Origin of the sequence: uncultured Limimaricola sp. (assembly GCF_964022235.1) — a bacterium.
Taxonomy (GTDB): Bacteria; Pseudomonadota; Alphaproteobacteria; order Rhodobacterales; family Rhodobacteraceae; genus Limimaricola.
Window position 1 is genome coordinate 183,828 of record NZ_CAXHZL010000004.1, and the last position, 25,520, is coordinate 209,347.

Here is a 25,520-nt window from a genome sequence, read left to right on the forward strand (position 1 = left end):
GACAGGAGAGAAGAATGAAAATCATTGTCCCCGTGAAGCGGGTGATCGACTACAACGTGAAGGTGCGTGTGAAGTCGGACGGCTCGGGCGTCGATCTGGCGAACGTGAAGATGTCGATGAACCCGTTCGACGAGATCGCGGTCGAGGAGGCGATCCGGCTGAAGGAGGCGGGCACCGCCTCGGAGATCGTCGCCGTCTCGATCGGCGTGAAGCAGGCGCAGGAGACCCTGCGCACGGCGCTGGCGATGGGCGCGGACCGGGCGATCCTCGTGGTCGCCGCCGAGGCCCCCGATCAGGACATCGAGCCGCTGGCGGTGGCCAAGATCCTCGCGCGTATCGTCGAGGAGGAGCAGCCCGGCCTCGTGCTCTGCGGCAAGCAGGCGATCGACAACGACATGAACGCCACCGGGCAGATGCTCTCGGCGCTCTTGGGCTGGTCCCAGGCGACCTTCGCCTCCGAGGTGAAGATCGACGGTGAGCACGCGCAGGTCACCCGCGAGGTCGACGGCGGCTTGCAGACCATCTCGGTCAAGCTGCCGGCGATCGTGAGCGTGGACCTGCGGCTCAACGAGCCGCGCTATGCCTCGCTGCCCAACATCATGAAGGCCAAGAAGAAGCCCTTGGACGAGAAGACCCCGGCCGATTACGGCGTCGACGTGAGCCCGCGGCTCGAGGTGGTGAAGACCGCCGAGCCGCCGGAGCGCAAGGCGGGGATGATGGTCGGCTCGGTCGATGATCTGGTCGAGAAACTCAAAGATCTGGGGGTGGTGTGATGAGCGTGTTGCTTCTGGCCGAGGTCACCGACGGCGAGCTGAACCATGACGCCACCGCCCGCGCCGTCGCCGCCACGGCGCCGCTTGGCGATGTGACGCTCTTGTGCGTCGGGGCGAAGGCCAAGGACGCGGCGCAGGCGGCCGCGAAGATCGCGGGCGTGGCAAAGGTGCTCTGCGCCGAGGACGCGCTCTACTCCCACCGCCTGGCCGAGCCGGTGGCGGCGCTGGTCGCAAGCCTCGCCGAGGGGCACGAGCATATCGCAGCCCCCGCGACGACGGACGCCAAGAACATCATGCCGCGCGTCGCCGCCCTGCTCGACGTGATGATCATCCCCGACGTGATCGCGATCCACGAAGACGGCAGCTTCGACCGCCCGGTCTATGCCGGCAACGCGGTGCAGACGGTGAAGTCGCGCGATGCCACCCGCGTCTTCACCATCCGCACCACCGGCTTCGAGCCCGCGGGCGAGGGCGGCTCGGCTTCGGTCGAGGACGTCGCCGCCGCCGCCGATCCGGGCCTGTCGACTTGGGTCGAGGACAAGCTCGCCGAGAGCGACCGGCCCGAGCTGACCTCCGCGGGCATCGTGGTCTCGGGCGGGCGCGGCGTCGGCTCGGAGGAGAACTTCGCGCTGATCGAGAAGCTCGCCGACAAGCTCGGCGCGGCAGTAGGCGCGAGCCGCGCCGCGGTCGACTCGGGCTATGCGCCGAACGACTGGCAGGTCGGCCAGACCGGCAAGGTGGTCGCACCCGCGCTTTACATCGCGGTCGGCATCTCGGGCGCGATCCAGCACCTCGCGGGGATGAAGGACAGCAAGGTCATCGTGGCGATCAACAAGGACGAGGAGGCGCCGATCTTCCAGGTCGCCGACTACGGCCTCGTCGCGGATCTCTTCACCGCGCTGCCCGAGCTGACCGAAAAGCTCTGATCCGGACGGCCCGGCGCGGGACATCCCCCGCCGGGCCGCATGCTGGCCACTTTGCTCGACAAATACTCATCTTTCAGGCCGCTTCGGCTTGCTCCGGTTCCGCCTGTCGCATGCCGGGCGCTGAAAGCCGCATCCGCCCCCTGATCCAGCCCGACAGAGTGTCGATCCCAAGTGTCAGCAGCGCCGAGACCACGAGCAGCAGCACGGCGCGATCCGTGCGCAGCTCCTGCACGGCGGCGTCGACGTAAAAGCCCAGCGTGGCGATGCCCAAAAGCCCGAGGATCGCGCTGTCGCGCACGATGATCTCCCAGCGATAGAGGCACAGCGCGAAGAAGTTGCCCGAAAGGCGCGGCAGCAGTTCCCACGCCGCCAGCCGCAGCCCGTGGGGCGCGTCGGGTCTGAGCCGGCTCACAAGCGCGTCGCCCTGCCGCCCCATCAGATGCGCGATGATGGCACCGTTGTGCAGGCCAAGCGCCAGAATGGCAGGAAGCTTCGACGGCCCCGTCACCTGCAGGATCAAAAAAGCCAGCATGTAGTCGGGAATCGAGCGCGACAGCACCAGCGCCAGATGCCCCAAGAGCGCGCCCGCGCGTCCCGTCACACGGCGCACGATCAGCGGAAAGCCGGTGACGGCGACAGCGGCGGCCAGCGCCAGTGCCAACTGCGACAAGATCAGCGTGGCGATCACACCGGGCAGCGCCTGCTCGCCCAGGAGCTTGCCAAGCCACGGCCAGAGCCCGGCCCAGTCGCCCGACCGGATCGGCGCGGGCACCGCGTCGCCAAGGAACCGCCAGAGCGCGCCGTCGCCCATCGGCGGAGCGGGGTGGCGCGACAGCAGCCAGACGGAGGCCCCGAGCCACAAGGGCGCCAGCCGCAGCCGCATCCAGTAGCGGATCGGCAGGATCAGAGCGAGGTAAACCCCGAGGGTGGCCGCCGCCGCGCCGTAGTTGGCCTGACGAAAATCGGTTTCGAGCAGGTAGCCCAGTGTCGGCAGCCCGACGAAACCCAACACCGCCGAGGAGCGCAGCCCGCATTCGAGGCGATAGAGCGTGTAGGCCCCAAGCTCGGGCAGGGCCAGCGGCAGGCGGCTCCACAAGAGGCGCGACAGCGCTGGGGTGCGGCGCGGCAGGGCGCGGCCCGCTGCCGGGTCGGCCTCGGCGAGGTATTCGGCAAAGACCTTGGCGAAGATGCCCGCGTAAGGCAGGGCGATGGCAAGCACGCCGGTCAGCGGCCCGAGGCCGGTGATGCTCAAGAGCAAAAGCGCCCAGAACAGTTCGTGCACCGAGCGCACGAGGATGCACAGCGCCCGGATCGGGCGCAGCCGGTAACCGAAGCTTAGCGCGAAGCCCGCCAGAGCACCGGCAAAGACGCCGCAGACCGCGAACGCGACCGTGAGAGCGGCGGCATAGGCGAGGGCGGCGGGATCGCCGATCTCGGGTGAAAGCAGCCCCGCGCCGATACGGCGCAGGGTCAGCCACGGGTCGGGGCGCGCGAGGTCGAGGTCGGCAAAGAGCAGCGCCGCGAGCGTGACCAACCCGAAGCCCGCGAGCACGCGGGAGGCCCGGAGGCGGCGCGGTGCGGCCATTTCAGCCCTCGTAGAGCGCATGAAGCTCGGGCAGGGACAGCCCCCGGGTGGGGCGGTCGAGCACGATGCGGCTTTCGCGGATGCCGATGACCCGGGTGCCGATCGCCAGCGCCCGCGCCGGGTCGTGCAGCGCCAGAACCATGGTCTCGAACCGTTCGGCCAGAGCGTCGAGCAGGTCGCCCGACTGGCGCGGATCGACGGCCGAGACAGGTTCGTCCGCGATCAGCGCATCGCCGCCACGTGTGAGGGCGCGCGCGAGAGCGGCGCGCTGCTTCTGCCCGCCTGAGAGCGAGCCGATGCGTCGCCGCTCGAAGCCGGCCAGCCCGACACGGGCGATGGCAGGGGCCGCGCGGGCGCGCTCGCCCCCCGGCGGGCGCAGCAGCACGCGCAGCCCGTAGGCGGCGGAGTGATCGTCGAGCAGCCCCATCCAGACGTTGTGGAACACCGACAGCTGCGGCACCAGCCCGGGGTCCTGCGGCACCAGAGCCAAGCGCGGCGCGGGGCGCTGCGCCTCGAGCTTGAGCCGGACCGCGTTCAGCAGGGTGCTCTTGCCAGAGCCGCTGCGCCCCAAAAGCACCAGCCGCTCGCCGCGCGACAGCGACAGCGAGACACGGTCGAGCACGGTCGTGCCGTCCCACGACAGCGTCTCGCCCTCAAAGCGCAGGAGCGGCGCATCCGGCATCAGTCGATCAGGTCGAGCTCTTGTGCCGTATTCTCGATCGGGGCGTAGAGCGCGTCGCTCGCCTCGATGAAGGCCGAGCGCGGGAAGCTCGCAAGGATCTCCGCGTCGTCGAGCGCGATCAGCGCCGCCTGCACCTTGTCGGCGAAACCTTCGCCCCAGCGCGCGTCGACGTCGCCGCGAATGGTCCAGTTGTAATCGGGATAGGGCGGCGTGCGCCAGATCACGGTGGCGGTGTCGATCTCGGGCGCGCCTTCGGTCACGGCCTGCTCAAAGACGCTGTAGTTCAGCGCGCCCAAATCATAGGCCCCCGAGGCCACGAGGCGCAGCGTCTGCCCGTGGTCGCCCGAGAATCCGACGTCGGAAAACAGATCCTGCGGCGCCTGACCGGTGATCTCGCGCAAGTGATACTCGGGCATCAAGCGACCCGAGGTCGAGCCCTGTGCGCCGAAGGTGAAGCTCAGCCCCGCCAGCCCTTCGGGAAAGCTGCCATCCTCGGCTTCGGTCAGGCCGGTGTCGATGTTGGCGATGAAATAGGTGACGAAGGCCTCGTCCTCGGCCCCTTGGGCGATAACGCGGCTTCCGGGCACCATCCGGCGGGCCTGCACGCCCGACAGACCGCCGAACCAGGCGAGCTGGATCTGGTCGTTGCGGAACGCGGTGACCGAGGCGGCGTAATCCTTGACCGGTACATAGGCCACCGGCACGCCCAAGGTCTCTTCGAGGTACTCCGCGACCTTGCCAAACCGCTCCTGCAGGCGGGTCTCGTCGTCGTCGGGGATGGCCGAGAAGTAGAGCGTGGCCGGGTCCTGCGCGGCGGCGGGCAGGGCCGCGAAGAGCAGGGCGGCGAGCGGCAGGGCGCGGCGGCTGAGACGAATGGGCATGGATCTGGCTCCGGGTCAGGTGTCGAGGCCCTTCTAGGCCTTGGTGCGCGCATGGCAAGCGGTGAGGCGGGACCCGGGGCGCAAGAGCGCATGCAAAGCGTCGTCAGGCGCATGGGCTGGCACGTCCTGCCTGCAAACCGTGCATGAAAAAGGCCCGCCCGCTCTATGCGGACGGGCCGGGCAAGGCATCGCGTGGGCGATCAGGCGTCGACGAGCGCCAGAAGCTTCTTGGCCGCCTCTTCGGACGAGGCCGGATTCTGACCGGTCACGAGCGTGCCGTCGACCAGCACATAGGGGGCCCAGTCATCGCCCTTGGAGTAATCCGCGCCGTGGCCCTTGAGCATGTCCTCAAGCAGGAACGGCACGACGTCGGTGAGACCCACGCCCTCTTCCTCGCCATTGGTGAAACCAGTCACCTTGCGCCCCTTGACCAGCGGCTCTCCGGCTTCGGTCTGGGTGTGCAGGAAGATGGCCGGGGCGTGACAGACGGCCCCCAGCGGGCGATCGTTGTTCACGAAGGCCTCGATGATGCGGCGGCTGTCGGCATTCTCGGCGAGATCCCACATCGGGCCGTGGCCGCCCGGATAGAAGACGGCGTCGTATTGGTTGGGATAGATCTCGTCGAGGCGCTCGGTCGAGGCAAGCTGGTCCTGCGCCTCCTTGTCTTCCTTGAAGCGATGCGTCGCTTCGGTCTGAAAGTCGGGCTCGTCGCTCTTGGGGTCGAGCGGCGGCTGGCCGCCCTGCGGCGAGGCCAGCGTGATCTCGGCGCCTGCATCCTTGAAGACGTAGTAGGGGGCCGCGAACTCTTCGAGCCAGAAGCCGGTTTTCTCGCCGGTATCGCCGAGGCGGTCATGCGAGGTGAGGATCATCAGGATCTTGGTCATGTAGTCTTTCCTTTGAATTCTGGGCGCGGTGCCGTTCAGGCGACGCGGATCACGCGCTTGCCGAAGGCTTCGCCACGCAGCAGGCCAACGAAAGCCTCGGGCGCCTGTTCCAGACCTTCGATCATCTCTTCGCGGTAGGTGATCTTGCCTTCCGAGACCCAGCCGCCCATTTCGGCGGCGAATTCGGGGTAGAGGTGACCGAAATCGTCAAAGATGATGAAGCCGCGCATGGTGATCCGCTTGCGCAGCATCTGCCCCATGAGCCAGTTCATCCGATCCGGTCCCTCGGGCAGTGACGTTGCGTTGTATTGCGAGATCAGGCCGCACAGCGGGATGCGCGCGCCGGTGTTGAGCTGCGGCAGAACCGCGTCGAACACCGCGCCGCCGACGTTCTCCCAATAGACGTCGATGCCGTTCGGCGTCTCGCGTGCGAGGTCCTCGGCAAAGCTTTCGGCCTTGTAATCGACGCAGGCTTCAAAGCCCAAGGTCTCGACCGCGTGGCGGCACTTTTCGGGGCCGCCCGCGATGCCCACGGCGCGCAGGCCGTGGATCTTGGCGATCTGGCCCACGGTCGCGCCCACCGGGCCGGTCGCGCCGCCGACCACCAGCGTCTCGCCGGCCTTCGGCTTGCCGATCTCGCGCAGGCCCGCCCATGCGGTAAAGCCCGGCATGCCCAGCACGCCCAGCGCCCATGAGGGGTTCGGCATATTCGCGGGCAGCTTGTTGAGACCGGTGCCGTCTGACAGGGCATAATCCTGCCAGCCCGAGAAGCTCACCACCCGGTCGCCTGTCGCGAAGTTCGGGTTGTTGGACTTGACGACACGCGCCACCGTGCCGCCGACCATCGGCTGGCCGATTTCCACGGGGGCGGCGTAGGAGGGCGCGTCGCTCATCCGGCCGCGCATGTAGGGGTCGAGCGAGAGAAACTCGGTCGCCAGAAGCACTTCGCCGTCCTTGGGCGTGGGCACATCGGCGGTCTCGAGCCGCAGCGTGTTCTCGTTGGGCTCGCCCTTGGGGCGTTCGGCGAGAACCCAGCGGCGGTTGGTGTCGGGAGATTGGGTCATGAGGTCGGTCCTTGTTGGTCGACGAGCGCGGCCGTGGCGGCCAAGGCGCTGTCATAAGGGGCGATGTCGCGCGAAAGCGCGCCCATCAGGCTGGCACCCAGCCAGATCTGGTAGAGCGTGGTGGCGAGGGCCTCGGCGTCCGTCTTTGGCGGGATCGAGCCATCGTCCACGCCTTCACGGATCACTTGCGCAAGACGGGCCACGATGGCCGAAACGCCACGCGCCAGCACCTCGCGCATGCCGGGCGACAGATCCGCCACCTCGGCCGAGAGCTTCACCACAAGGCAGCGCGCTTCATAGGCGTCGCCTGTCTGGTTCGTTCGCCAGCGGCCGAAATAGGTCATCAGCCGGTCCCGCCCGGAAAGCTCCGGGGCGGCCAATGTCGTGGTCAGGTCCGCGGCATAGCTCTCGACAAAGCTGTCAAGCAGCGCGCAGCCGAAGACCTCCTTCGATTTGAAGAAATGGTAGAAGCTGCCCTTGGGCACACCGGCCTGCGTCAAAAGCTCGGAGAGCCCGACGCCGGTGTATCCATGCTGCGCCACGAGGGCGCGTCCGGTGGCAAGAATATGCTGTCGCGTATCGGTCATGATCAGGCAGATGGGGTCTAATAGACCGGTCGTCTAGCGCCTCGGTCGAAGGGGATGGATTGACTTGGCGTCAGGGCGGGGCGGCGTGACGCCACCCCGCCGGGACGATCATTGTTCGGCGAAGCGGCCCTTGCGCGCCAGCACCTCGATTTCATAGCCGTCGGGGTCGGCCACGAAGAAGAACCGCGCGATGGTCTGGCCATCGGGTGCGAAGTCTTTGATGTCGCGCGGCGCGTGACCGGCTTCGACGAGGCGCTGGTGCAGCGGCTCCAGATCGTCCTCCAGAAACGCGAGATGCCCGTAGCCCGTGCCGAGATCATAGGCGGTGTCGCCATTGTTGACGGTCAGCTCCAGCTCGAAGCCGCTCTCGGCGTTGCTGAGATAGATCAGCGAAAAGGCGTCGAAGTCGAGCCGCTCGGCGATCTCGAGCCCGAACAGCTCGTAGAACGCGAGCGAGCGGGCCTCGTCTCGGACGCGGATCATGGAGTGGATCATCTTGGGCATGAGGTGGTCCTTGTCATGGGGTGGGTTGTTCGCCGAATGCCGCAACGGGGCCGTCGGGTCCATAGTTGAGAGATGGAACGAAATGGGCGGTTTCGTTCGCTATGGCGCATTGTCCCTTGTGCGGCTCGTATCGACAGCAACTTGGCGGCGGTCTAGGTCTTGGCGTTCCCTGCGAGAGGCGACCCCATGACCGACATTCCCGCCTCTGGCCGTTGGCGCGCGCTGGCGCTGATCTGCGCAGGCGTGGTCTGCGCGATGACGAGCTGGTTTTCCGCTACGGCAATTCTTCCCGATCTGGTCCGCGACTGGTCCCTGAGCCCGAGCGCGCAGGCCTGGCTCACCAACGCCGTGCAACTCGGGTTCGTCGCGGGCGCAGTGGGGGCGAGCCTCGTCAACCTTCCCGACATCGTGGCGCTGCCGCGCCTCATGGCGATTTCGGCGCTGGTGGCGGCACTGGCCAACGCGGTGCTGCTTCTGGAGCCGGGGGCCGGGGTGGCGATCGCGGCGCGGGCGCTGACCGGGGCGGCGCTTGCCGGGGTCTACCCGCCCGCGATCAAGCTGATGGCGACGTGGTTCACACGCGGGCGGGGGCTGGCGCTGGGCTTTCTGATCGGCGCGCTGACGCTCGGCTCCTCGATGCCGCATCTGCTGCGTGCGCTAACCGAGGGGCTCGATTGGCGCGCGGTGGTGATCGGCACCACGGCGGCCACCGGCGTCGCGGCGCTGATCTTCGGGCAGGGTCTTGCAGAGGGGCCGCATGGCTTTGGCCGCGCCACCTTCGATCCGCGCCAGAGCCTCGCCGCGCTGCGCAATCGCGGCGTGATGCTCGCGAACTTGGGCTACTTCGGCCACATGTGGGAGCTTTACGCCATGTGGGCGTGGTTCCTTGCCTTCGCCACGGCGGCAGAGGCGAAAATAATCCCCTTTCCAACGGGTTCCGCGTCGATGCTCACCTTCGTTGTCGTGGCCTCGGGGGCGTTGGGATGCGTGCTCGCGGGGGCGTTGTCGGACCGGATTGGCCGCTGTGCGACCACGGCGCTGATGATGGGACTGTCGGGGGCCTCGGCGCTCGCCATCGGCTTTGCCTTCGACGGGCCGGGCTGGCTTCTGGCGCTGGTGGCGTTGGTCTGGGGGATCACGGTGGTCGCCGACAGCGCCCAGTTCTCGGCCGCCGTGACGGAACTGGCCGAGCCGCGCTTTGTCGGCACGGCGGTGACGCTGCAGCTTGGCATCGGCTTCGCGCTGACGGTGGTGGCGATCCAGATCATGCCGCTGGTGGCGGGGGCCATGGGCGGGTGGCGCTGGGCGTTCTTGGTGCTGGTCCCCGGCCCGGTGATCGGGGCCGGGGCCATGCTGTTGCTGCGCCGCCTGCCAGAGGCGGCGCAGCTTGCGGGCGGGCGGCGCTAGGCCGCCCCAGACCCGTCAGTAGAGCTTTTCGTCGGTGCCGCCCTGGCGCACCCAGGTGCCAAGTCCGATCTCGCCCAGCACCTTGAGGAAGGGCTTGGGGTCCAGCTCCTCGACATTGGCCATCCGGGCCACGTCCCATTCGCCGGTGGCGATCAGCATCGCGGCGGCCACGGGGGGCACGCCCGCGGTGTAGGAGATGCCCTGGCTGCCTACCTCGGCATAGGCCTCGGCGTGGTCGGCGACGTTGTAGACCAGCACCTCGACCTCCTGGCCATCCTTGGTGCCTTTGACGAAGTCACCGATGCAGGTCTTGCCGGTGTAATCGGGCGCGAGGCTGGAGGGATCGGGCAGGCAGGCCTTCACCACCTTGAGCGGCACGACTTCCTGACCCTCGGCCAGCTTGACCGGCTGCTCGGACAGAAGTCCGATGTTCTTCAGCACGGTGAAGACGTTGATGTAATGCTCGCCAAAGCCCATCCAGAACCGCACATCGGCCTGCGGGTAGTTGGCCGAAAGCGAATGCACCTCGTCATGGCCGGACATGTAGGCGCGTTGGGTGCCGACGACCGGCAGGTCCCAGTCGCGGCCCACCTCGAACATCTCGTTCTCCTGCCACGCGCCATCCTGCCACGAATAGACCGTCCCGGTGAACTCGCGGAAGTTGATCTCGGGGTCGAAGTTGGTCGCGAAGTAGCGCCCGTGGGAGCCAGCGTTGATGTCGACGATGTCGATGGACTTCACCTCGTCCATGTACTCGTCGATGGCAAACCGCGCATAGGCGTTGACCACGCCCGGATCGAAGCCCGCGCCGAGGATCGCCGTCACGCCCTTTTCGGCGCAGCGGTCGCGGCGCTTCCATTCATAGTTGCCGTACCACGGCGGCGTTTCGCAGATCTTTTCGGGCTCTTCGTGGATCGCGGTGTCGATATAGGCCACACCGGTTTCGATGCAGGCTTCGAGTACATGCATGTTCACGAAGGCCGACGCCACGTTGATGACGATCTGGACGCCGGTCTTCTCGATCAGCGCGGCGACCGCACGGCTGTCGGTGGCGTCCACGGCATGGGCCGCGAGGGCAGCGTCGGTCTTGAGGCTCCCCTTGTCCCGGACGGAGGCAATGATCGCCTCGCATTTCGCCTGCGTGCGCGAGGCGATGTGGATGTCTCCGAGCAGGTCGGCGTTCTGCGCACACTTATGCGCCACGACCTGTGCGACGCCGCCGGCGCCGATGATGAGGACGTTCTTCTTCAAGACCCTCGAGCCTCCTTTCGTGTGTTGCCGCGCCTCAGGACAGGGCGGCTTCGAAGTCACCATAGCCGAATTCGCGCACGGTTCTAACCGTGCCGTCGAGTTCGCGTACCGCGATGGCGGGCATGCGCACGCCATTGAACCAGTTTTTCTTGACCATCGTGTAGCCCGCCGCATCGCGGATCGACACGCGGTCGCCGGGTTTCAAGGGCTGTTCGAACCGGAATTCGCCAAAGATATCCCCCGCAAGGCAGGAGTTGCCGCAGACCATCCACTCGTGATCGCCAGCGTTGGGCGCGACTTTCGCGCTTTCGCGGTAGATCAGCAGGTCGAGCATATGCGCCTCGATCGAGCTGTCGACGATGGCGAGGTTCTTGCCGTTGTCGAGCGTGTCGAGCACGGTCAGCTCCAGCGTGGTGGAGTTGGTGATCGCGGCCTCGCCCGGCTCCAGATAGACCTGCACGCCGTGATCTTGCGAGAACCGCTTGAGCCGCTCGGCCAGCTTTTCGAGCGGGTAGCCCGCGCCGGTGAAGTGAATGCCGCCACCGAGGCTGATCCACTCCATGCGGGAGATCAGATGGCCGAAGCGGCCTTCGATCTCGCCCAGCATCGCGTCGAAGCGATCGAAGTCGCGGTTCTCGCAGTTGTTGTGGAACATGAAGCCCGACACCCGGTCGCAGACCGTCTCGATCCGCGCGGGATCGTGCTCGCCCAGCCGCGAGAAGGGGCGCGCCGGATCGGCGATGTCGAACGACGACGAGCTGATGCCAGGGTTCACCCGCAGCCCGCGCACGTGATCGCGGGCGGCCTCGCCGAAGCGCTCCAGCTGGCCAATGGTGTTGAAGATGATCTTGTCGGAGTTGGCCAGCACCTCGGCCATGTCGGCCTCGTCCCATGCCACCGAATAGGCATGGGTTTCACCGGGAAAATGGTTGCGCCCGAGCTTCACCTCGAAGGGCGAGGACGAGGTGGTGCCGTCCATGTATTCGCTCATCAGCTCGAACACCGACCACGAGGCGAAACATTTGAGCGCCAGCAGCGACTTGGCCCCCGACAGTTCGCGCAGACGGGCGATCTTTTCGAGGTTGGGCAGCAGCGCCTGCTTGTCGATGAGATAGTAGGGGGTTCGCAGCGTCATCGGGGCTCCCTCGCGTGTCGGGCCACGGGCGGGTGGCGCGAGGGGCATATAGACATGCGCCGCGACAGGCTCAACAGTCGCCTGCGCCTCAGTCGTCGCGACCCCAGCGCAGCAGCACCATTTCGTCGGTGTCGGCCGCCTCGCGGGCGGCGCGTGCCTGGGTGGCGCGCAGTTTGGCGCGGGCGGCGACGGTGGCCACGGTCTTCATCTCGCGAAAACTCTCGCGCATCGCATCCTCGAGCGCGGTCGCCTGCGGCTCGAGATCGGCGCGTGCCCGGTCGAGCGCGCCGATCTGGGCGCGGGCGTCGCGGATATAGGCCCCGACATAGGGGGCGGATTCGATCGACACGATGCGCCCGTCGCGGGCCAGCGCCTCTGCCGTCTCGGCGCTGCGCCGCTCCAGATCGGTCATCTTGTCACGCAGGGCGTTCAACTCGACCGCGCGGGCCTCGATCTCGACCCGGTGTAGCCGTTCGATCAGACCCAGCGCCCGGTCGCGTCTATTTGCCATCGCGCGCGGCCTCCAACGCCACGAGGGCGGCGCGCATCCGCGCCAATATCTCGGGCGGAAACGCGTTGAGATGCTCGGGCGGCAGCAGCGCATAGGGCTGCTGGGCGGCGCCGGCCGGGGGGGCTGCGGCCTCCGCCTCCTTCTCCACGGGTTCGGCCGATCCCGCGGCAAAGGCGGGACCGGCCAGACACAGCGCGAGGAGGGTGGCGCGGATCATGCCGCCGGAAGCTCCTTCTGCGCGGCCTCGACCTTGAAGAAGTCGGGCTGCTTGGAGGTGGGGATGTTGCCGCGGCCGATCTCGACGCAGATGTTCGGCGGATGGTTGGCGACCATGGCGACGAAGATATCGCGGATGATCATGTAGAAGGCCCCGTCCTCGTCCTCGATCTGCTTGAGACGGCCCGAGATAGGCTGGACCATGCAATAGGCGAGGAACACGCCGAGGAAGGTGCCGACCAGCGCGCCGCCGATCATCTTGCCCAGAACTTCGGGCGGCTGATCGATCGAGGACATGGTCTTGATCACGCCGAGCACGGCGGCGACGATGCCGATCGCAGGCAGGCCGTCGGCCATGGTCTGGATCGCGCCGGCAGCACCCAGCGCCTCGTGATGATGCTTCTTGATCTTGCGGTTGATCACGTCCTCGGTCTGGTACTTGTCGTCGAACTGCATCGCCAGCATCCGAAAGCTGTCGGTGATCAGCTCGGTGGCGAAGTGGTCCTTGAGGATCGTGGGATAGCGCTGGAAGATCGAACTGTCCTTGGGCGTCTCGATATGTTCATCGAGGGCCAGGATGCCCTTTTGTTTGTAGAGCCTGGCCAGCTCATACATCAGGTTGAGGAGTGCCTCGTAATCCGAGGCCTTCCACTTGGGCCCTTTCAGAACCTTGCCGATCCCCTTGAGCGCGCTCTTGATCACCGTCATCGAGTTGGCGATCACGAAGGCCCCCAGCGCCGCACCGCCGATCATCATGCCCTCGAAGGGCAGGGCGTGCAGGACGATTCCCATGCTTCCCCCCGACAGCATGAAGCCGCCAAAGACGAGGCCGAAGACCATGACAAGTCCGAGGATTAGGGTCATCGCAGCTCTCCGAAAACCTTGCTTCCGCGACACAGCATCGCGTCTTTCCGCCTAAATCGGATAAGGATAATTGACACCAATTCAAGCATAAACAAGGATAGTTCCTAAGTTTGCCGCAGTGGTGTTTGAAATGAGCAGCGTCGAAACCCTCGCCTATTTCCTCGAAGAGGACAGCCTGCGCGGTGTCATGCGTGACTGGCCCGAGGCCATGCAGCTGATGGTCCGGCTCGATGGGGCGGGGCGCTGCGAGCTTTTGGTGCATCATCGCGACGAGGCGGGTCGCGTTCTCGACACTCTGCGTGAGGGGCTGGGCGACGAAGCCGACACCTTGGCGGTGGTGCCGCAGGTCGAAGGCTTCGCCACCCGCCGCGTGCGCTTTTCCGAAGAGCAACAGCTTCTGGCGCTCGCCGCCTCGACCGACGGGCTGAGCGAGAGCGCGCAGGACTACGCCATCAACTACCGCTTCGCCTGCGAGGAAGGCCTCGACCCAGAGGCGGTGATCGGGCAGCGTGCCCGGCCCTTCGCGGACGAGCCTGAAAGCGATCTGCCGCAGGTCAGCGAGCGGCGCGCGGCCCGGCGCGCGGCTCCTGCGCCAGAGCCGCGGCTGTTTCCCGAAGGCTTCGAGGCCGCAAACGACCCCGCGCGGCGCGAATGCACCCTCGTGTCGGCCCAGCTCTACGGGCAGGGCGCCCGGGTTCGCCTGACGCTCGAGCCGGACACGGCGCAGGGCAACGAGATGCCGGTGACCGTCGGCAATGTCGGCCACAGCGCGGATTTCGGCTGTTTCGTGCTGCCGCGCGGCGCGCTGGCAGAGTGGCAATCGGGGGCGGCCTTGGTCATCGACATGCCTCAAGAACAGTTCCCCGAGGCCTGGGCCGCGCGGTTCCGCAAGCAGACCCACCACGCGCAGGTCTCGATCACCGCGACCGGGATCTTCGTGCGCCCGATGCTGCCCGAGACGGCGGCCCCGCCAGAGGCACCGATGGTCGAGGTCGAAGAGGGCTGGAGCCTGAGACGCCCGCTGCGCGCCGCCCTTCTGGTGGCTGGCATGGTTCTGGTCGGTGGATCGCTGGCGATCGGCTGGAGCCCGTTTGCCGTCGCCGAGAACGGGGCCGGGCCGTTGATCCCCGCGCGGACCGGGCTTGCCGCGCTGGGCGGTGTCGAGGCGCTGCGGTGAGCGTGGAGGCGGGCCCAGTGCCCGAACCACGACGCCCTGCCGTGCCGATCGAAACCAGCGTGACGCCCGATTACATCATCTGCCTCGAGACCGGCCGCAAGCTGGTGTTGATGCGCCGTCACCTGCGCGAGATCCTGCATCTGACGCCCGAGCAATACCGCGCCCGCTGGAACCTGCCGCCCGAATATCCAATGGCCGCGCCGAACTATGTGCTCAAGCGAGCCGGTTTCTGCACATGAGCCGCGCTTTCCAAAGGATTGGTTGTATCGGCCAACAATACATGCAAGGATTAAACATTGCCGTCGAAGAATTCGACTTGATGCCGTCACCTCTCGCATCGGTCCCTTCTTTTGGATTGCCGATGCCGTCGGGCGGGGCGCTCTCCCTAGATGAAAGGGCAGACATGACCAAAGCGGATTCCAAGACCGAACTTCTCAGCACCATCGTGGCCTCCTATGCCGCACGTCCGGATGTCAGTTCCGACGATATCGTGGCGCTGGTCGCCAAGCTCAGCCGCGAGCTTGGGATCGACGCTGACGCACCGGCGTCGATCGACCCCTCCGGCACAGGCACGATGACCCCGGCGATCCCGCTGTCTCGCGCCGTGACCGAAGACAAGGTGTTCTGCCTGTGCTGCGGCAAGGGCTTCAAGATGCTCAAGCGGCATTTGGGGGCCGAGCACGGCATGACCGAGGCCGAGTATCGCGCCGCCTTCGGCCTGCCCGAAGAGATGCCACTGGTGGCGCCGAGCTATTCCAAGCGCAAGGCCAACTACGCCCGCAAGGTGGGCTTTGGCCGCTACAGCCGCGAGACCGTGCGCCGCGATGACGAGATCGTCGACTGATCCGGCCATTGCGGCGGGGTCAGCTCCGAAACCATCCACCGAAATTTCAAACCGTCCCTTGCGGCGCCGATATGGCGCTGCGGGGATGACATACGCGCCGGATGGCGCGGGCAGGGGGGCAGGCCATGGCCGGCGGTCAGACCATCATCATCAAGAAAGTCGAAGACGACGGGCACCACGAGCATCACGGCGGTGGCTGGAAGGTGGCCTATGCCGACTTCATGACCGCGATGATGGCGTTCTTTCTGCTGCTGTGGATTCTCGCGGCGAGCGATGAGGAAAAGCTCGAAGGCCTGGCCGAGTACTTCACCCCGTCGATGAGCATGTTGCGCGGCGGCGGCTCGGAAGGGGTGCTGCGCGGACAGATCGTCGACATGGCCGGTGACATGCAGGCCTCCGAAGGCGCGCCGCCGGTCGACGTGCCGGACCTCCCCGATTTCGGCACCAACGATCCGCTCAAGGCCTTTGACAGCCGGTTGCGCGACGAGGAGCCGCAGGTGGTGATCGAATACCTGCCCGCCGACGAGGCCCCGCCCAGCGCCGAGGATCTGCGCACCAAGGCGATGGCCGATGCGGCGTCGCAGGTGCAGGCGGCCCTCGACCGCCGCGACGCCGAACTTGACGCCATCGAGGCCGAAATCGCCGACCGCATCGCCGAGACGCCGGAGCTGGCCGACATCGGCGACAACCTGCGCCTCGATCGTACGCCCGAGGGGCTGCTGATGCAGATCCTCGACGAGGACGAGCGCCCGATGTTCGCCACCGGCAGCGCGCGCATCGTGCCGCAGACCCGCGCCCTGATCGAGATCGTCGGAGAGACGATCCGCGATATGACCCACGACCTCACGATCTCGGGCCACACGGATTCGCTGCCGTTTGCACGGCAGAATGACTATGGCAATTGGGAGTTGTCTTCGGATCGTGCCAACGCCACCCGCCGGGCGCTGCTCGACGCGGGCCTCCCGCCCGAGCGGATCAGCCGGGTGAGCGGTCTGGCCGACACGCAGCCGCTCTTTCCCGACCGCCCCGAAGCCCCGCAAAACAGGCGGATCGGGCTGCTGCTGCAGTATCCCGAGCCGGGCCTTGGAGCGGTCGAGGGGGGGCGCTGAGATCATTGCCGGTGGGATCGTGGTTGATGCAGATCGGCCACGATCGTGACCATCGGAGGGCGATTGGCTGGCGGCTGCCCCATTTCGGCCTCAATTGGTTCGCAATCTGAACATGCCTCATAGACAAACTGCGGACAGGCCCGCGGCGAGGTACCGAAACCAAGCGTCACGAACCGCAAAGCGGCGTGCCGCGGGACAGACTAACCAGACCCGGATAACAGGGCGGATCGATGCAGAGCAGTAACCTTCTCGAAGCCATCTGGCGGGGCGATGTCGCTTGCGCCGATGACAGTGACACAGGTGCCCGTTTCGGGCGCCTCCTCGATGCGCTCGTGCCGATGCGGCGGATCGGCCTGCTGCGCGGGGATCGCGCCGGCGGGCAGATTCTGCCCGAGCAGACCGAGCTTCTGCCGGCCTTGGCGCTCGGCGACGTGATCGAGGAAGAGCTGTCGGTGGCGACCCCGCACGGGGCGCTGGTGGTGATCCTCGACCAGGCCACGATGCGGCCCGGCGCGGGGGATGCGGCACGATCGCAGCTCGCTGGCCGGTTGGTCGGCGAGCTGCTGATCGACGCGGTGCAGCGCGGCGCGTTTCCCGCCGAACAGGAAACCAACGCGCTCTACCTGCTGGCGCAGGGCTACGACGCTCTGGCGCGAAGCCCCGAACTGGCACGGCTCGGGCTTGTCCCCGCGCCGTTCCGCGCCGGTCTCGCGGCGGTGCTGGCCAGCCTCTGGACCGGCCCGGTGGTGCGTGGCTCGGACCCTGACGAGCTGATCTGCGGGCCGCTGTTTCTCGACAGCCCGCGGCTGCGCGACTATCTCGTCACGCTCGACGCGAGCTTCGAGGCCCCGGCTTCCGGCCTCGCGACGGCCACGCTCGTGCGCTTTGATGCCGTCGCGCGGACGCATGACGCTTGGCTGCGCGATGTCGCCTTGCGGGTCGATGACCTGCTGCGCCTGTCCTGCAAGGTACAGGGCGAAACCGCCGGCGAAGGCTGAAGGCCGATGGTCGCGCCGCTCCTTACAGCCCAGACAGGGCGCGTCATGGCAGGTCCGACTACCACGGCGCGCCCGTCTGGCGTTGAGGACACGGGCTTTGCGGCAATGCTGGCCATGAACCACGGTGCCGAGGCCAAGGCCACGCCGCCGACCGAGGCTCCGAAGGCTGCCGTGCCCGCAGGGCCGCCAGCGCTCGAAGCGCTGCTCGGAGAGCTCGAAAACATCGCGCAGGACGGTCTGGCGCAGCTTGTGGCCGCCGGGACCGACCCCACGGCGCAGGCCGCTGCCGTCTCGGGCATGGATGCCAAGCTGCGCGAAGCCATCGCCGGGTTCGACGAGGCGCAGGGCACCGATCTGGGCGGGCTGCTCACCATCGCCCCCGATGCGGCGCTCGGGTCTGAGGCAGGAGCCTTGAACCCAACGAGTGTGACCTTCGCGGTCGCGCCGGACGCCGCTGCGACGCAGGAGGCTGTGCAGGCGGTGACGTCGATCGCGTCCCCCGCCGGGCTTACGGCCTCGCTGACGAAAATCTCCGATCTGCTCGGCACGGTGGCGGCGGCGGTTCAGGGCAATACGCCGTCTGCTTCCGCGACGCCGTCCGCTTCCGCGACGCCGGTCGCGGCTCCCACGGGTGGCGCCTCCGAGACGTTCACGTCGCAAGCGACGCCCAAGCCTCCGGCTGCGATCCCAGCGCATGCCAAGGCCCAGTCCGACGGGCTTCAGGTCCCGCAAACGGGTTCGACGGCGATTGCAGATACGGCAGGTCCGGGCGTTCCTGCGCCAATGGTCCGAGCCGGGGCGGCAAGCGCCCCGGTCGAGATCGAGGCACAGCGCGCGACAACCGTTCCAGCGACCGCTGCGGACCCTTGGGTCAAGGCCGGTCTACCGCCCTCGACCCAAGCCGGAGCGAACCCCATGGGCGCACAGCCCCTGCAACAGGGGCGCAGGACGGGCGAGGCCATGCCCATCCCCTCCGCAGCAGCGGTGCAGGAGGCCGAGACCCCATTGGCGGCGTCGGCCGTCACGCAAGTTGCGCCCGATGCCGCAGGCGACGCGGAGACCCGTACGCCGCTGAGCTTTGCCGCGATGTTGTCCAAGGAAGCGGCGCAGGGCGGCGAGGGCGGGGCGGAGGCGACCGGCCCGGACCTGCCGATGCGTGAGATCCTTGCCCCCGAGCCCGGCGCGGCACCGCTGCGCACGGCCGAGACTGCAGCATTGCCCCGGATCGCGCCGGCCCCGCCTCCACCGCCACAGCCGAGCGGCTTTTCGCGGGCCCTGACCTCTCAGATTCGCGAGACCTCGATCATCGAGGGTCGCACGCGGATCGCGCTCACCCCCGGCGGATTGGGCGAGATCGAGATCGAGCTCAGCCGCGACGAGGGCCAGCTCCGGGTAGTGATCCGGGCCGAGAACCAGACCGTCCTGCAGGCGCTGCGCGGTGATCGCGACGGGCTGATGACGATGCTCGGCCAAAGCGGCGCAGGCGTGGAAGACGGTCAGCTGAGCTTTGAATCCTTCGATCGCGGGGGGCGTGACGGTGCCGCGCCGGACGAGCGCGTGACAGGTCGCCCCGGCGCGACCGCCGCGGCCGGACCCGAGACGGCCCTTGCCGACGACACCCCGGCCTCGCCGACCGGCGACGGTCAACTCGACATTCTCACCTGAGCCGATCGGAGCCCCCCGAGATGGAAGCCCTCTCCTCGTCGACCGCCACCGCGACAGCCACCGCGAGCGCGGCCACCACCAGCCGCAACAAGCTCGACGCCGATTACCAGAGCTTTCTCAAGCTGCTGATCGCGCAGGTCTCGAACCAGGACCCGCTGGAGCCGATGGATTCGACCACCTTCGTGTCGCAGCTCGCACAGCTGACGCAGGTGGAGCAGTCGATAACCACCAACGACACGCTCGAGAAGATCGAGGCCCGGCTCAGCTCCGCGAACGCGCGCGAGGATGCGATGCTGATCGGGCGCGAGGTGCTGGTGCCGACCGACAGGATCGCGCTCAACGAGGGCACGGCCAAGTTCTCCTACACGCTGAACAGCGCGGCGGCCTCGGTCTCGGCGCGCATCCTGGGCGAGGATGGCACCGAGCTGCGCCGCATCGACGGGCTGCCCGGCGGGCAGGAGGGGCGCCACGAGGTGATCTGGGACGGGCGCGACCGCGAGGGGCTTCCGGTGCCGGACGGGGCCTTTCAGGTCGAGATCAATGCCCTCGACGCCGACGACAAGGCGGTGTTCCTCACCACCTATGCCGAAGGTCAGGTCGAGCGTGTGGCGTTCCGGGACGGAAGCCCGGTGCTGCAGCTGGCCTCGGGGGCCGAGGTGTCGCCCGACAGCATCGTCGGCATCCGCTGATCCCCACGCGCTAGTGTGTCAGCACCTCGTGCTCCGTCTCCGTCGCGGCGATCTCCGCCGCCGGGGCCGGAGCGCGGGTTTGCGGGATGTCCTGACGGGCCACGTCCTGCTTGAACAGGTTGGGAAACAGAACATCTTCGATCGGCATGCCGATTGCCTTGAGATCGGCGAGCACGCGCTCGGAGAGCGCCTCCGTGTCGATCGTGGGTCCGGTCATGGCGGGCGTCGTGGCCGCTTCGCTGAGAGAGGTCAGCACCGCGTCGCGCATCCGCATCAGGGTTTCGGGGCTGGTCTCGACCTGCGCCACCAGCGCCGCCTCGGGCATCGCCAATGCGATGTCGGCCACGACATAGGTGATGGAGCGAGGCTTGAGCACCGGTATGGTCAGACGCCCGACACTGAGCAGATAGGCCGTCTCCTCCGCACCCGCCACCGCGTCGTCGCCGTGCTCCGAGGCGTCCGCGTCGGCATGGGCCGCCCCATGCGCCCCGGCTTTGGGGTCGACGGGGGCGGGCGGGATGCCCAGCGCGGCGTGATCGCCGGGCTGGCCCGGCTCCGCGTCCGTGAGGGTCGTGGGCTCGGCCATCGCAACCTGCGATTCGCTTGTCGGGACGAGGAACATCCCCGCAGCATAGCCGCCCGCAAGGCAGGCCAGCGGCAGGGAGATCATCAGGATCATGGATTTCATCGGACCATCGCGTGTTGTGCGTTCGGTCCTCTATGGCCCCGCTTCGTGGCGGCAATTGCGTGTCAGTAGGGCAAGATGATGTCCATTGCGTCCTCGCCATAGCCGCGCTCTTGCGTGCGCGACAGCTGGCCGCGCCCGCCATAGGTGATGCGCGCCTCGGCGATCTTCTCGTAAGGAATGGTGTTGTTCATCTGGATGTCCTCGGGCCGGATGATGCCCGCGACGCGCAGCTCGCGCAGTTCCTGGTTCACCTTAACCTCCTGACGGCCCGCGATGACGAGGTTACCGTTCGGCAGCATCTGCACCACCAGCGCCGCGACCTTGAGCTCGATCGATTCGTTACGGGTGATCGAACCCGAGCCCGACACATCCGTCGACGAACCGATGTCGACGATGTCGCCCGAGGGCAGGTCGTCGGGGCCGACACCGGGCAGGATCTTGTCGATCTGGGTGCCGTAACCGAACAGCGTCGGGAAGGCGACGGTGCTCTGGCCGTCGCGCGACCGCTGGCCCGCGTTGCGCAGCTGCGCGCGGTCGTCGATGCGGATGTCGACGGTGAGGATGTCGCCCACCTGAGAGGCGCGCTGGTCGGCGAAGAAGCCGCCAGAACCGCCCCGCTCCCACAGAGAGGCGGCCTCGGCGCGTTGATAGACGCGAGGCGGCGTAGGCGGCGGCATCGGCACCGAGACGGCGGCCGCCTCGGGGATCGTGACCGGGTTCACCTCGATCGCCGAGGTCTGCGGATCGCGGTCGAACTTGTCGCGCACCCCGCCGCAGCCGGAGACGAGCGCCGCCCCCAGCAAAAGAACGGGCAGGGGACGCAGATGGGTGCGGCTCAACGGGAGACCTCCACGATGCCCTCGGCGACGGCTGTGCCGGTGAGGGTGGTGTTGCTGGATGTGTTGACGATGCGGACTTCCTGGCCGCGATGCGCGTCCGACAGCGCGCGGCCCGGTGCCGACAGGCGCATCGCACCGTCCGAAAACTTGATGGTGACCTCGTCGCCGCGGTCGATGACCAGCGGCTGCATCACCGATTGCACCATGACCGGGCGTCCTTCGGGGAGCATCCGGCGCACCTGCATGCCGATCATCGCCTCGGGCTCGATCACCGCATAGGGGCCAAGCCGCGCCTGTGGCAGCCGCAGTTCGGTCAGATCCGCCTCTGCCACGATGTCGCCGGGCATCAGCCGCCGGTTCGGCACCGGCAGCGGCACCATCACCGCGGCGAGCCCGCTCACCCGGTGCAGACCGCCGGTGTCGTCGATCGCGTTTGCGACAAAGCGCCCAGATGCCGGGTCCATCCAGAATTCGGCGATGAAGGCGGCGTCGGAGGGCGGTTGACCGGCAAAGCCGATCTCGAATTCGGCCCGACCCGAAAGCGAGGGGCCGAAATGGTCGCGCGCGCGCTCCTCCACCAGCACCGGTAGAGGGGCCGCGATGGCTGTCGCGGGGACCGCGACGGGGGCGACGAGCGCCGAGAGGAGGGCGAGGGCGCGCATCACTTGATCTGGTTGGCGGCGGTCATCATCTGATCCGCCGTTTCCAGAGACTTCGAGTTCATTTCGTAGGCGCGCTGCGCCGAGATCAGATCGGTGATCTGCTGGATGATGTTGACATTGGAGTTCTCGAGATAGCCCTGCCGCAGGATGCCGATCCCTTCGTCGCCGGGGTTGGCGGGCACGGCGTCGCCCGAGGCCGTCGTGGCTTCGAGCAGGTTCGAGCCGAGCTGGCGCATCCCCGCCTCGTTGGTGAAGGTCGACATGGTGATCCGACCCAGCTCCACCGGGGTCGGATCGCCGCCGACATAGGCCATGACCACGCCTTGTTCGGAGATCTCGACCTGCGTGGTGTTGTCGGGCACCACGATGCCGGGATCGAGCTCGTAGCCCTGCATGGTGACGAGCTGGCCCTCGGAGGAGAGCTGGAACGCGCCGTCGCGGGTATAGGCCTGCCCGCCGTCGGGCAGGTTCACCGCAAAGAAGCCGCGCCCGTCGATCGCCAGATCGAGCTGGTTCTCGGTTGCCATCAACCCGCCTTGGGTGTTGAGCCGCACCGTGCCCGCCGTCTCGACGCCGAAACCGATGTCGACGCCCGTGGGTCGGGCCGTGCCCGCCTCGGAGGTAAGCGATCCCTCGCGGCGCACGGTCTCGTAGATCAGGTCCTGGAACGCCGCCCGGCTCGATTTGAAGCCGGTGGTGTTGGCGTTGGCGATGTTGTTGGAGATGACGTCCACGTTGGTCTGCTGCGCGAGCATGCCGGTTGCGGCGATTCCGAGGGCTTTCATGAGGGGGCTCCTGTGCCGGGTCCGGGGGGTGGGGTCAGGTCACGCTGCCGATGCGGCGCAGCATGTCGCGCGTCAGGTCGTCTTCGCCGCCCACCAGCTTGAGCGCGCGTTCATAGGCCTGTTGGATCGCCATCAGCCGGGTCATCTCGACCACCGGCTGGACGTTGCTCGATTCGATCATGCCCTGCACGACGCGGGTGCCGCTGGTCGCGGGCCGCGCGGTGTCGACGCCCTCGGGGGGGACGAACATGCCCGAGCCGATGCGCTCGTAGGATTGCAGGTCCGGCAGGTCGAACAGGCCGACGCGCCCGATCACGCCGCCGGTCAGCGTCGAGATCGTGCCGTCCTGCGAGATCGAGACCTCGCCGCCCAGATCGGGCGGCAGGGAGATCGGCGCGCCGCCCGCATCGAGCACCTTGGCCCCCGAAAGCGTGACAAGCGCGCCGTTCGGGTCGAGCGCGAAGCGCCCGTCGCGGCCGTAGGCGGTGCGCCCGTCGCTGGTCTCGTAGCCGAACCAGCTGTCGCCCTGCAGCGCCAGATCGAGCGGGTTGCCAGTGCGCGACATCGCGCCCTGCTCGGGGTTCATGTAGGAACCCTGATCGATCAGGAATTCGGTGTTGCGGCTCTCATCCACGCCGGTTTCGCGGTGCAGGTAGCTGTCGAACACGACCCGCTCGCCCTTGAAACCCGCGGTGTTGGCGTTGGCGATGTTGTTGGCGGTTACGTCGAGCGCGTTGTGCATTGCCGTGGCCAGAGACAGCGAAACATAGGTGCTGTTGTCCATCGCGTCCTGTCTCCCGATTCCCACGATTCTCGACGCTTGCACGCCGTTATTGACGCTGTTGTTGCTTCGATGTGGGATTCGATCAAGGATAGCTCAGATCAATTCATGGGTTCGTGGCGAATTTGCCAAGATTACTGAGCATATGTCTGGGCATGGCCCTGTTGGCGGATCCGGCCTTGGCCGAGGCTCCGACGACCGTGGCGCGCCCTGCGCTTACGCCCGTGCCTGCACCCGGACCCGCCGCCAGGGCGCCCACCACCATCGTGCTCTCCGCCGCGTCCACGCCCGGCTATCTCGAGCGTCGCGCGGCGCTGATCGAAGCATTGTCGGCCACGCGCGACACCGATCAGAGAGCGGATCTGCTGCTCGATCTTGCCGAGTTGTCGGTGGGGGTGGCGCTGGCCCCCGAGGCACAGTCCTTCCTGTCGGGTCTGCCGGAGGCGGGGCCGGACGGGCTCGATGCCGCGCAGGCGCTGCGCCGGGATCGGCTCGGCCTCGCGATCTGGGGCGTCGACGGCGGCATGCTGTCGCCACCGCTGCCGTCGCGGCAGTTGATCGAGGAGACGGGCGATTGGGACGAGGCCCCGGTCTGGCGCGCCCTGGCCCATGCGCGCGAGGGCGATGCCGCCGGCGCCGCCGCGGATTTGCCGCGGGTGGGGGCGGTGCTCGACACGATGCCGCCCGCGCTTGCCGCGACGCTGCTGCCCGAACTTCTGGAGGCTGCGATCGATGCCTCGCTTTGGGACACGGCGCATGGTCTGGCGCAGATGTTCGACGTTCATGCCGAGTTGCGCGGCGGCAGTGCCTACCGGTTTCTTCTGGGCCGCGCGGCGCAGGCCGGTGGCAACCCGGTGATGGCCTTCGACAGCTATGCTATGGCCTCCGGCGGTGGCGACGTCTGGGCCCAGAGGGCACGGCTGGCGCTCGTCGATCTCGGCCGTGCCACCGGCACGTTGACGCCCGAAGACGGCGCGGCCTTGCTGCGACAGAGCTGGCGGCTGTGGCGCGGCGACGCGCTCGAGATCGCCACGCTGGAGCGACTGGCCGAGGTCGAGCACGGACGCGGTGAGACCGAGGCCGCGATCATCGCGATGACCGAAATCCAGCGTCGCCACGCGACGAGCGATGCCGCGATCGGCTCCGCCGCGCGGCTCGATGAGCTGGTCGAAGAGCTTTATACGCGCGGCGCCACGGGGGCGCTGCCGATCGGTGCCTTCGTGGCGGCGCATCGCAGGCTGTCGCCGGACCTGATGTTCCGCTCCGGCTTTGCCGCGCAGGCGGAAAAGCTGGCGGCGCGGCTTCTCGAGATCGGGGCGACGGATGCGGCGGCGCGTGAATACGCGATGCTGCGCGACCAGCTCGCGGTGATGCGCGATCTGGGCCTCGAGGAGGTGCCTGCGGTGCGGCTCGACATGCTGCGTCTGGCGCAGGCCGAGGCGCTGCTGCGCGGCGGCCAGACCGTCGCGGCGGCGCAGGCGCTGGGGGCCACGGCGGCCACGGCGCCCGAACTGCGCGACCGCATGGAGATGCTGCGCGCCCGCCTGTCGAGCGCCCAGGGCGACGGGGCGGGCGTCATCGCGACCCGCATGGAAACCCCCACCGAGGGCTACCGACGGCTTCGCGCCGCCGCCCTGTTCGACCGGGGCGACTGGAGTGGCGCGCGTGACGGCTATGCCGCGCTCTGGCGCGAGCCGGAGACGCCGCTGGGGGCGGGCGAAGCGATCCGCCTGCTGCTGGCCGCGCACCACTCCGGCGACGCCGCCTTGGTGGCCGAGCTTCTCGAAGGTCTGCCGCAGCTGGCGCGCAGCCCGGAACTGGCCGAGGTCGCCCGCTCGCTGGCCCCGGTGGCTCCGCTTGCGCTGCCGATCGGTCAAAAATCCGCCACGGATCGGATGCAGGATGCCGATGCAGCCCTGCGTCGTCTCGAACTCGTTGCGGGCGACGGCTGATGGCCGTCACCGCATTCTACCACTGGCCTTGGCCGGTACCCCCTACCGGCCAGGGCCTCGA

At 67.8% G+C, this 25,520-nt stretch carries 28 protein-coding genes; 11 read left to right on the forward strand and 17 right to left on the reverse strand.

The window, feature by feature from the left end; all coding sequences use genetic code 11:
- The first annotated feature begins 14 nt into the window (after positions 1-14).
- Together AADJ02_RS07610 and AADJ02_RS07615 are read left to right on the forward strand one after the other, a co-directional pair.
- Positions 15-773 carry an electron transfer flavoprotein subunit beta/FixA family protein gene (locus AADJ02_RS07610; RefSeq protein WP_341212389.1) on the forward strand — a complete coding sequence of 253 codons (759 nt, stop codon included), beginning with the start codon at positions 15-17 and terminating at the stop codon, positions 771-773.
- Positions 773-1,699, forward strand: a complete 927-nt coding sequence (locus AADJ02_RS07615; RefSeq protein ID WP_341212390.1) for an FAD-binding protein — start codon at positions 773-775, stop codon at positions 1,697-1,699. The genes AADJ02_RS07610 and AADJ02_RS07615 overlap by 1 nt, the downstream gene beginning before the upstream one ends.
- A 73-nt stretch (positions 1,700-1,772) precedes the next feature.
- Here AADJ02_RS07615 and AADJ02_RS07620 read toward each other — a convergent pair whose 3' ends face one another.
- The 7 genes from AADJ02_RS07620 to AADJ02_RS07650 form a co-directional block, all read right to left on the reverse strand.
- On the reverse strand, positions 1,773-3,284 hold the full coding sequence (locus AADJ02_RS07620) for an ABC transporter permease (RefSeq protein ID WP_341212391.1): 1,512 nt from the start codon (positions 3,282-3,284) through the stop codon (positions 1,773-1,775).
- A gap of 1 nt (position 3,285) precedes the next feature.
- Complete coding sequence (locus tag AADJ02_RS07625; protein ID WP_341212392.1) at positions 3,286-3,966, reverse strand: ATP-binding cassette domain-containing protein; 681 nt, start codon at positions 3,964-3,966, stop codon at positions 3,286-3,288.
- Positions 3,966-4,847, reverse strand: a complete 882-nt coding sequence (locus tag AADJ02_RS07630; protein ID WP_341212393.1) for a putative selenate ABC transporter substrate-binding protein — start codon at positions 4,845-4,847, stop codon at positions 3,966-3,968. Before AADJ02_RS07630 ends, AADJ02_RS07625 begins: the two co-directional genes overlap by 1 nt.
- A 200-nt stretch (positions 4,848-5,047) precedes the next feature.
- On the reverse strand, positions 5,048-5,731 hold the full coding sequence (locus AADJ02_RS07635; protein WP_341212394.1) for a type 1 glutamine amidotransferase domain-containing protein: 684 nt from the start codon (positions 5,729-5,731) through the stop codon (positions 5,048-5,050).
- 35 nt (positions 5,732-5,766) lie between these two features.
- A complete protein-coding gene (locus tag AADJ02_RS07640) occupies positions 5,767-6,795 on the reverse strand; it encodes an NADP-dependent oxidoreductase (RefSeq protein ID WP_341212395.1) in 1,029 nt (342 codons plus the stop codon).
- Positions 6,792-7,382, reverse strand: coding sequence for a TetR/AcrR family transcriptional regulator (locus AADJ02_RS07645; protein WP_341212396.1), 591 nt, complete (start codon positions 7,380-7,382; stop codon positions 6,792-6,794). Before AADJ02_RS07645 ends, AADJ02_RS07640 begins: the two co-directional genes overlap by 4 nt.
- 108 nt (positions 7,383-7,490) lie before the next feature.
- A complete protein-coding gene (locus tag AADJ02_RS07650; RefSeq protein WP_341212397.1) occupies positions 7,491-7,886 on the reverse strand; it encodes a VOC family protein in 396 nt (131 codons plus the stop codon).
- 186 nt (positions 7,887-8,072) lie between these two features.
- On the opposite strand from AADJ02_RS07650, the gene AADJ02_RS07655 reads away from it, so the two are divergent.
- Positions 8,073-9,293 (forward strand): MFS transporter, encoded by a 1,221-nt coding sequence (locus tag AADJ02_RS07655; protein ID WP_341212398.1) that lies wholly within the window; start codon positions 8,073-8,075, stop codon positions 9,291-9,293.
- A gap of 15 nt (positions 9,294-9,308) precedes the next feature.
- On the opposite strand, the gene AADJ02_RS07660 is transcribed toward AADJ02_RS07655, so the two are convergent.
- The 5 genes from AADJ02_RS07660 to motA all read right to left on the reverse strand — a co-directional run bounded on the left by AADJ02_RS07660 (position 9,309) and on the right by motA (position 13,270).
- The gene (locus tag AADJ02_RS07660) at positions 9,309-10,544 is read right to left on the reverse strand and encodes a saccharopine dehydrogenase family protein (protein WP_341212399.1); all 1,236 of its coding nucleotides are present in this window, start codon (positions 10,542-10,544) and stop codon (positions 9,309-9,311) included.
- 34 nt (positions 10,545-10,578) lie between these two features.
- Positions 10,579-11,679, reverse strand: coding sequence for a carboxynorspermidine decarboxylase (locus AADJ02_RS07665; RefSeq protein ID WP_341212400.1), 1,101 nt, complete (start codon positions 11,677-11,679; stop codon positions 10,579-10,581).
- Between the two features lie 88 nt (positions 11,680-11,767).
- Positions 11,768-12,190 (reverse strand): flagellar FliJ family protein, encoded by a 423-nt coding sequence (locus AADJ02_RS07670; protein ID WP_341212401.1) that lies wholly within the window; start codon positions 12,188-12,190, stop codon positions 11,768-11,770.
- The gene (locus AADJ02_RS07675) at positions 12,180-12,407 is read right to left on the reverse strand and encodes a hypothetical protein (RefSeq protein WP_341212402.1); all 228 of its coding nucleotides are present in this window, start codon (positions 12,405-12,407) and stop codon (positions 12,180-12,182) included. Before AADJ02_RS07675 ends, AADJ02_RS07670 begins: the two co-directional genes overlap by 11 nt.
- A complete protein-coding gene (gene motA, locus AADJ02_RS07680) occupies positions 12,404-13,270 on the reverse strand; it encodes a flagellar motor stator protein MotA (RefSeq protein ID WP_341212403.1) in 867 nt (288 codons plus the stop codon). Before motA ends, AADJ02_RS07675 begins: the two co-directional genes overlap by 4 nt.
- A 130-nt stretch (positions 13,271-13,400) precedes the next feature.
- On the opposite strand from motA, the gene AADJ02_RS07685 reads away from it, so the two are divergent.
- The 7 genes from AADJ02_RS07685 (at position 13,401) to AADJ02_RS07715 (ending at position 19,752) form a co-directional block, all read left to right on the forward strand.
- On the forward strand, positions 13,401-14,447 hold the full coding sequence (locus AADJ02_RS07685) for a hypothetical protein (protein ID WP_341212404.1): 1,047 nt from the start codon (positions 13,401-13,403) through the stop codon (positions 14,445-14,447).
- Positions 14,448-14,464: 17 nt separating this feature from the next.
- On the forward strand, positions 14,465-14,686 hold the full coding sequence (locus AADJ02_RS07690) for a MucR family transcriptional regulator (protein ID WP_341212405.1): 222 nt from the start codon (positions 14,465-14,467) through the stop codon (positions 14,684-14,686).
- 164 nt (positions 14,687-14,850) lie between these two features.
- A complete protein-coding gene (locus AADJ02_RS07695) occupies positions 14,851-15,291 on the forward strand; it encodes a MucR family transcriptional regulator (RefSeq protein ID WP_341212406.1) in 441 nt (146 codons plus the stop codon).
- Between the two features lie 125 nt (positions 15,292-15,416).
- Positions 15,417-16,400, forward strand: a complete 984-nt coding sequence (locus AADJ02_RS07700) for a flagellar motor protein MotB (RefSeq protein ID WP_341212407.1) — start codon at positions 15,417-15,419, stop codon at positions 16,398-16,400.
- A 230-nt stretch (positions 16,401-16,630) separates the two neighbouring features.
- Positions 16,631-17,398: a hypothetical protein gene (locus AADJ02_RS07705; RefSeq protein ID WP_341212408.1), complete on the forward strand. Its 768-nt coding sequence runs from the start codon at positions 16,631-16,633 to the stop codon at positions 17,396-17,398.
- 45 nt (positions 17,399-17,443) lie between these two features.
- Entirely contained in the window at positions 17,444-19,063 is a 1,620-nt protein-coding gene (locus tag AADJ02_RS07710; RefSeq protein ID WP_341212409.1) for a flagellar hook-length control protein FliK, read from the forward strand.
- A 20-nt stretch (positions 19,064-19,083) separates the two neighbouring features.
- Entirely contained in the window at positions 19,084-19,752 is a 669-nt protein-coding gene (locus AADJ02_RS07715) for a flagellar hook capping FlgD N-terminal domain-containing protein (RefSeq protein ID WP_341212410.1), read from the forward strand.
- A gap of 10 nt (positions 19,753-19,762) precedes the next feature.
- Here the strand turns inward: AADJ02_RS07715 and AADJ02_RS07720 are convergent, their stop codons facing one another.
- The 5 genes from AADJ02_RS07720 to flgF all read right to left on the reverse strand — a co-directional run bounded on the left by AADJ02_RS07720 (position 19,763) and on the right by flgF (position 23,510).
- Positions 19,763-20,440, reverse strand: coding sequence for a hypothetical protein (locus AADJ02_RS07720; RefSeq protein WP_341212411.1), 678 nt, complete (start codon positions 20,438-20,440; stop codon positions 19,763-19,765).
- A gap of 62 nt (positions 20,441-20,502) precedes the next feature.
- Entirely contained in the window at positions 20,503-21,279 is a 777-nt protein-coding gene (gene flgH, locus AADJ02_RS07725) for a flagellar basal body L-ring protein FlgH (RefSeq protein ID WP_341212412.1), read from the reverse strand.
- A complete protein-coding gene (gene flgA / locus AADJ02_RS07730; protein ID WP_341212413.1) occupies positions 21,276-21,941 on the reverse strand; it encodes a flagellar basal body P-ring formation chaperone FlgA in 666 nt (221 codons plus the stop codon). The genes flgH and flgA overlap by 4 nt, the downstream gene beginning before the upstream one ends.
- On the reverse strand, positions 21,941-22,726 hold the full coding sequence (gene flgG / locus AADJ02_RS07735; protein ID WP_341212414.1) for a flagellar basal-body rod protein FlgG: 786 nt from the start codon (positions 22,724-22,726) through the stop codon (positions 21,941-21,943). Before flgG ends, flgA begins: the two co-directional genes overlap by 1 nt.
- 34 nt (positions 22,727-22,760) lie before the next feature.
- Entirely contained in the window at positions 22,761-23,510 is a 750-nt protein-coding gene (gene flgF / locus AADJ02_RS07740) for a flagellar basal-body rod protein FlgF (RefSeq protein WP_341212415.1), read from the reverse strand.
- A gap of 152 nt (positions 23,511-23,662) precedes the next feature.
- Here flgF and AADJ02_RS07745 point away from each other — a divergent pair, with 152 nt between their 5' ends.
- Complete coding sequence (locus AADJ02_RS07745) at positions 23,663-25,459, forward strand: hypothetical protein (RefSeq protein WP_341212416.1); 1,797 nt, start codon at positions 23,663-23,665, stop codon at positions 25,457-25,459.
- Positions 25,460-25,520 lie beyond the last annotated feature (61 nt).